General features: G+C 28.7%; 6 protein-coding genes (1 of these 6 running past the window's edge). 1 reads left to right on the top strand and 5 read right to left on the bottom strand.

All coding sequences use genetic code 11. From position 1 onward, the window contains the following. The 3 genes from ACZ5TJ_RS01605 to nagE form a co-directional block, all read right to left on the bottom strand. Nucleotides 1-468 carry the 5' portion of a hypothetical protein gene (locus ACZ5TJ_RS01605; RefSeq protein WP_464200871.1) on the bottom strand. It extends 60 nt beyond the left edge of the window, so only the first 468 of its 528 coding nucleotides appear in the window; it begins with the start codon at nucleotides 466-468; the stop codon falls past the left edge of the window. Between the two features lie 24 nt (nucleotides 469-492). Continuing rightward, nucleotides 493-1,101, bottom strand: coding sequence for a DedA family protein (locus ACZ5TJ_RS01600; RefSeq protein WP_464200869.1), 609 nt, complete (start codon nucleotides 1,099-1,101; stop codon nucleotides 493-495). A 153-nt stretch (nucleotides 1,102-1,254) separates the two neighbouring features. Further along, on the bottom strand, nucleotides 1,255-2,688 hold the full coding sequence (nagE, locus tag ACZ5TJ_RS01595; protein ID WP_464200867.1) for an N-acetylglucosamine-specific PTS transporter subunit IIBC: 1,434 nt from the start codon (nucleotides 2,686-2,688) through the stop codon (nucleotides 1,255-1,257). 460 nt (nucleotides 2,689-3,148) lie between these two features. Here nagE and ACZ5TJ_RS01590 point away from each other — a divergent pair, with 460 nt between their 5' ends. Further along, on the top strand, nucleotides 3,149-3,646 hold the full coding sequence (locus ACZ5TJ_RS01590; protein WP_464200865.1) for a PTS sugar transporter subunit IIA: 498 nt from the start codon (nucleotides 3,149-3,151) through the stop codon (nucleotides 3,644-3,646). A 108-nt stretch (nucleotides 3,647-3,754) separates the two neighbouring features. On the opposite strand, the gene tnpA is transcribed toward ACZ5TJ_RS01590, so the two are convergent. Both tnpA and ACZ5TJ_RS01580 read right to left on the bottom strand, forming a co-directional pair. Continuing rightward, nucleotides 3,755-4,210 (bottom strand): IS200/IS605 family transposase, encoded by a 456-nt coding sequence (gene tnpA / locus ACZ5TJ_RS01585; RefSeq protein WP_464200147.1) that lies wholly within the window; start codon nucleotides 4,208-4,210, stop codon nucleotides 3,755-3,757. 164 nt (nucleotides 4,211-4,374) lie between these two features. After that, complete coding sequence (locus tag ACZ5TJ_RS01580; protein ID WP_464200864.1) at nucleotides 4,375-6,552, bottom strand: SdrD B-like domain-containing protein; 2,178 nt, start codon at nucleotides 6,550-6,552, stop codon at nucleotides 4,375-4,377. Between the last annotated feature and the right edge of the window lie 31 nt (nucleotides 6,553-6,583).

Raw genomic sequence — 6,583 nt, 5'->3', positions numbered from 1 at the left:
TTCTAATCTACTTTCTTCACTAAAGAATATAACAAATTTATAATCATAATTACTCCATATAGTAAGTTTCTCTTCACTAAAATAAAAAGTACTAAATAAAATACTCCTTAATGATAATTTAAGTAATAAATTTAGTTCTTCTACATTTTCTATTTTAAAATACACAGTGCTGTTATTTTTATCTTCTCTTATTCTATTTAAGAACTTAGCTTCATCTTCATTTAAATTACTTATCATATTATTAAACCCTTCATCGGAGATTTTGTTACCATAGTAATCTACTATAAGTTCCTCTTCCTCTTTATATAATTTGTTTAATAAGTTATAAAATTTAGCTTCTGTATCATTTTCTTTACTCCCACTATAGTCACTTATTATTGCACTACTAAAATTATCGAATCCTTCTATTATGTTTATAGGCTTTACTTTAATAACATCATCAAAGACTTCTTTCTCTATATTTATCATAAAATCCTCCTAAAAAAATAAAAGCTATTTTAAATAGCTTTTTATTTTATCTTTATTAATAACAACTTTTATTATAACTACAATTAGTATTATTATCATAACTATAATGGAATATTTTTTTAATAATGTTCCTATAACTTCTGTATTATCTCCAAATACAAATCCTAATGTAATTAAAATCGCATTCCATATAGTAATTCCTATTGATGAATACAATACAAATGGTACTGGCTTCATTCTAACTGTACCTGCAACTATTGATATAAATGTTCTAGCAAGTGGGATGACCCTTGATATTAAAACAGCAAAATTATTATATTTATTAAGCCAATTATAAGATGCATTTATTGATTTTCTTGTCTTTGGGAATCTTCTTTCTATGTATGATATAGCTCTATCCCCAAAATAATATCCAAGTAGATAGTTTATTGTAGATCCAACTATTCCTGCAATAACAGAAACTATTAGAATTTTAAAATATCCAATTCCATTAACTGCCCCTATAATACCCATTAAAGGTAATACAACTTCACTTGGCATCGGAAAACTTGCATACTCTAAAAGTACTAATATAAATATGCTAATAACCCCATAATCTAATATGAACCCTCTTATAAATTCTTCTAACTCCATAACCCTATACCTCTTTTATTATTTAGTAATTAGTACTAAGAATATCAAATCAATATTCTTAGTTCAACAGAATTAATGTTAATTCATTATTAGTTTATGTTAAATCTAGATTAAATATAAAAAAGTGAAGGAAAAACCTTCACTTTTTATTATCTACATTATTTTTTTGATATGAGTTACTATTGGATCTGCTAATGTTCCAACAACTACTTGAATATTTTTATCATCTAATTTCATTATTCCAGTAGCACCTAATTTCTTTAATGCTTTTTCATTAATCTTGCTTGAATCTTTAACTGTTAATCTTATTCTTGTTACACAAGCATCTATATTTTCAATATTTGAACTTCCGCCTAAAGCCTCTAATACCAGAGCTGCTTTTTCATCTATAGATGAAGACTTGCTAGAAACTTTTCCAAGTTGTGAGTCATCTTCTACAACTTCATCTAATATATCCTCTTCGCTATCATCTTCTCTACCTGGAGTTGGTAAATTAAATTTCTTTATTGCAAAGTAGAATACTACAAAATAAATTGCTGCAAATATTAATCCTACTAATACTATTAAAACTGGTTTTGTTGATATACCAAAACTTAGTCCATAATCTAATAATCCTGCTGAGAATCCAAATCCCATCTTCATTCCAAAAATATTAGCAACTGCTAATGCTATACCTGTCATTATAGCGTGGAAAACATATAATACTGGTGCTAAGAACATGAATGTAAATTCGATTGGTTCTGTTATTCCTGTTAAAAATGCTGTTAACGCTATACTAGCTAACATACCTGTAACAGCTTTTCTCTTTTCTTTTTTTGCTGCTAAAATCATAGCTATACATGCAGCTGGTAATGCAAACATCATAATAAAGTAAAATCCAGTCATGTAAGTTCCTGCAGTAGGATCTCCTGCAAAAAATCTAGCTATATCACCATGAACAACTACTCCATCAGTTCCAGTATATGAACCAAATTGGAACCAGAATATTGTATTAAGTACGTGATGTAAACCAATTGGAATAAGTAATCTATTTAATACTCCAAATATAAATGCACCAATGGCTCCTGCATTAGCCATTGAGTTACCAAATGAATCTAATCCACCTTGAATAACAGGCCAAACATATCCAGCTACAAATCCTAATATTAAACAAGTGAAAGCTGTTACTATAGGTACGAAACGCTTACCTCCAAAGAATCCTAAGAATTGTGGTAATTGAATATCTCTAAATCTATTATAAAGTAATCCTGCAACTATGCCGACTATAATTCCGGCTAAAACTCCCATATTAATTGTTTTATCAAACGTAATTGCTACATTTGTAATAGTAAAGTAACCAACGGCTGCTGCAAGTCCTGCAACCCCATTATTTTCTTTAGCAAGTCCTATTGCTATACCTATAGCAAATAAAATGGCTAAATTATCAAATATTGCAGCACCCGCTTTATTCATCCATACGATATCTAAAACGTCCGGCGCTCCAAGTCTTAATAAAAGTGCTGCTGCTGGCAAGCATGCAACAGGTGTCATAAGTGCTTTTCCTAATTTTTGTAATCCAGCAAGAACCTTATTGTTTCCTTTTGACATATAATTCCCTCCAATATAAATTATTTTCGTTTATAAATCGGTATTTATAATAATATAGAATAAAAATAATGACAAACAAAAAAAGCCGGAAAGAATATAACTGTAGTATATTCTTTCCGGCTAATGCCCAAATTATTACTGGTAACACGCCGATTTATAAACTAATTTTAATCTGTTTATCTTATTATAATATATTTATACCAACTTGTAAACTGTTTCATGACTATTTTTTAAATTTTTTTGAATAAATTTTAAAATAAATATTCATATATTTTTTATTGACACAATATTCCTTATAATATTATAATATTCTTAACGTGTAACTGAGTAATGTCAGGCATAAGTTTAACTTTTTAAACTTATGCCTTTTTTTATTTTTTACACTTGTGTGGTATACTAAGCTTATTAAATAAGCTATGAAAACGATAAGTAAACTTTAATACGAAAGGACTTGAAAATTATGTTTGGATTATTTAAAAAGAATAAAACTGATAAAAAAGAGACTTTAAACTTTGTTGCTCCAGTTGATGGAAAAACAATGGATTTATCTGATGTTCCAGATCCAGTATTTGCACAAAAGATGGCTGGAGACGGATTAGCAATCGATGCAACAGGAGATATTATAGTTGCACCATGTGATGGAGATTTAACTTTAGTATTTAAAACTAAGCATGCATTTGCTATGACTTTAGATAATGGTATAGAACTTTTAGTTCACATAGGAATTGAAACTGTTTCTTTAAATGGTGAAGGATTTGAGCAATTAGCTGAAGCTGGTACAAAAGTAAAAGCTGGTACTCCTATAATAAAAATAGATAGAGAGTTTATTAAGAGTAAAAACTTACCTTTAGTAACTCCAATTCTTATAACAAATCCTGATGTAGTTAAATCAATGGATGCTAAAACAGGCTTAGATGCTAAAGCTGGCGAAACTGTTATTTTAGAATATTCACTTTAATAAAAATCCACCAGCTTAGCTGGTGGTATTTCCTAAGCCCTATAAGGGCACCTTACTTGCAATTGCGTCTTAAGACGCTAAAAAGGTCCGCCAGCCGCATGTTTTCTGTTACTTGCTACCCTTGAAAGGGTCAATATATTCTTTTATACTTATCTGATCTGCTATCATATCTTCTCTTTCTTGGTTTCTTATATATTCTTCAATCGCTTTTTTATTTCTTCCTACTGTATCAACATAAAAACCTCTACACCAAAAATGCCTGCTTCCATATTTATATTTTAAATTAGAAAATCTCTCAAAAATCATCAAGCTACTTTTACCTTTTAAAAAACCCACAAAACTTGATACACTAATTTTAGGTGGAATCTCAACCAACATATGTATGTGATCAACGCAAGCATGCGCTTCGATTATCTCAACACCCTTCCATTCACAAAGTTGTCTTAATATCTTTCCAATCTCAACTTTCTTTTCTCCATATATCTCTTTTCTCCTGTATTTTGGCGCAAAAACTATGTGATATTTACAATTCCATTTTGTATGTGATAAACTATTACTATCCATTATGGATGCCTCCTTTTGTTATTGAATTTGGCTGCGAACCTAATTCTATTTTAACAAATGGAGGTTTTTTTGCGTAATACATCGCTAAAGCTTATCTGAACACACTTGCATAGCAAGTGGTTTTCCAAATACAATAAGAAAAGTAGGAGATTTCTCCTACTTTCTTACTTTCTTCTTACTAATATGATTATTATAGCTCCAACTATTATTAATCCACTTCCATATAAAATATAATTATATATTGCCTTACTTGTTTGAGGTAAGACAGTTTGTGGATTAACATTTTCAGCATCTTTATATAAAGGTATATTAACTATTTCTTCACTATCCCCTGATTTAATATTTATATTTTTACTTCTATATAAATCAGATTGTACTAAATCATTATTTACTGCTTTATAGTTATTTGGAATCTTTGCCTTTACATAATAATTGCCTGGCTCTAAATTATCAAATTTATATTCTCCATTTTCATTAGTTTCTACTAAAGATATTAGTCTATCATTTCCATCATATAATGAAACTTCTATCCCTTTTAAACCTTCTTCATATTTATCTATACGTCCATTTTTATTTCTGTCATTCCAAACCTTATTAAGTATACTACCATATTTAATCATTCCAGCATTAACATAATTTACTCCATGTTCTTTAGAAACACTTATATTATCAGTGAATCCATTTGAGTTAACATTGCTGTATCTAGAATTTATTTTTGCATTTTGTTTAGTAAAGTCATTATATCCCTTGTCCATAGAAATATTAACTTTATACTTTCCTTCTGGCAGCTTTACAAAATATACTCTTCCATCTTCATCAGTAACTTCAGATCTTACTATATCTCCAAATATATCTTTAACTTCATTTCCATTTGAATCTAATAAAGAAACTTGCACTCCTTTTAGTAACTTCTCATTTTCATCTCTAACTCCATTAGAGTTTTTATCATTCCAAACAGTTGTTACTATCTCACCAAAGAACGTAAGCCCAGCATTAGCTTTATCAAAGTTTTCTCCTTTTGATAAATATATATTATCTGTCTTACCTATAGAATTTACGCTACTTACTGTTTCTCCATCACTATATTTTGGTGAAAAATGATTATATCCATCTGGTTTTATTACTCTTACATAATAACTTCCTGGAGATATATTATTAAACTCATATCTACCATTTGAATCTGTCTTAGTTTCTTTTATTAACGTTCCATCAGATAAATATAATTTAACCTGTACTCCTTCTATTCCGTCTTCATCTTTATCTTTTATTCCATTAAAGTTTTTATCTTCGAATACTATATTTCCTATTCTTCCTTTATGAAATCCTGCATCTATACTATTTTTTACATCACCTGAACGTAATGTATAAATTGGTGTTTTTCCGCTACTATCTATAACATTGACTATTTTATCTTTTATATTAGCTTTTTCTGTTGGTATGTATTTTTCTCTATTATCTATAAACTGTAAACTGTATTTTCCTGGAATTAACTGATTGAATTTATAATGCCCTGATGAATCTGTTATAACTTTAGAAATTAGGTTATCATCTTTAAATAAATTTACTTGTATTCCTCCTAATCCTCTTTCATCATCATCATAAATACCGTTCCAATTCTTATCATTCCATACAAAATCTCCGATAGAAATTAATTTTAATAATCCGCAGTCAATACTATAATCTGAATTCCCATCTTTAACTTCTATTTGTTTTGTTAATCCATTATTATTAAAATCATTATTTATACTATTATCTGTTCCAACGTCATTTTTAGTGAAAGCATCATATCCATTTCCTAGATTTACTCTTATAAAGTATGTCCCATCATTAAGATCATCAAAAGAGTATCTACCAAAAATATCGGTTTTAGTTGTTTTTAAAACATTCTTATTTTGATCTAATAATGATACATCTATACCTTTTAGTAAATTTTCATTAGTATCTTGTATTCCGTCACCATTTAAATCATCCCAGACCTTACCTCCTAAAGCAGATAAAGTATTCTCTGCATTCTCGTGTGAATCTTGATTTTCTTTATTTAAATTAGATAAATTCATTTTTGATAATATATCTTCGTAATCTCCAACTGTAAATTTATCCTTTTTTAAATCATCTAAATCTATTAATTTTTTAGGTGAAATACAGTACTTTCCATTCTCTAAGTATGGAAATATATAACTCAATCCTTTATTAACATCATCATTATCATCTTCACTTCTTGCAGCTTCAGAACTATTATCGGCATAAACTTTAGTCATCGCTACACTTGGAGCTAACTGCATTAATGCAGCTAGAACTAAAAGTGCACCTAACCGCCTTATACCAGTTTTATTTTTTATCATATTTATCACCCTAGTTTTGATTATTTCCTGA

The sequence above is a fragment of the Clostridium budayi genome, assembly GCF_055396605.1.
The sequence above is the reverse complement of the archived record's forward strand: the minus strand, read 5'-3'. Positions and strand labels throughout refer to the sequence as shown.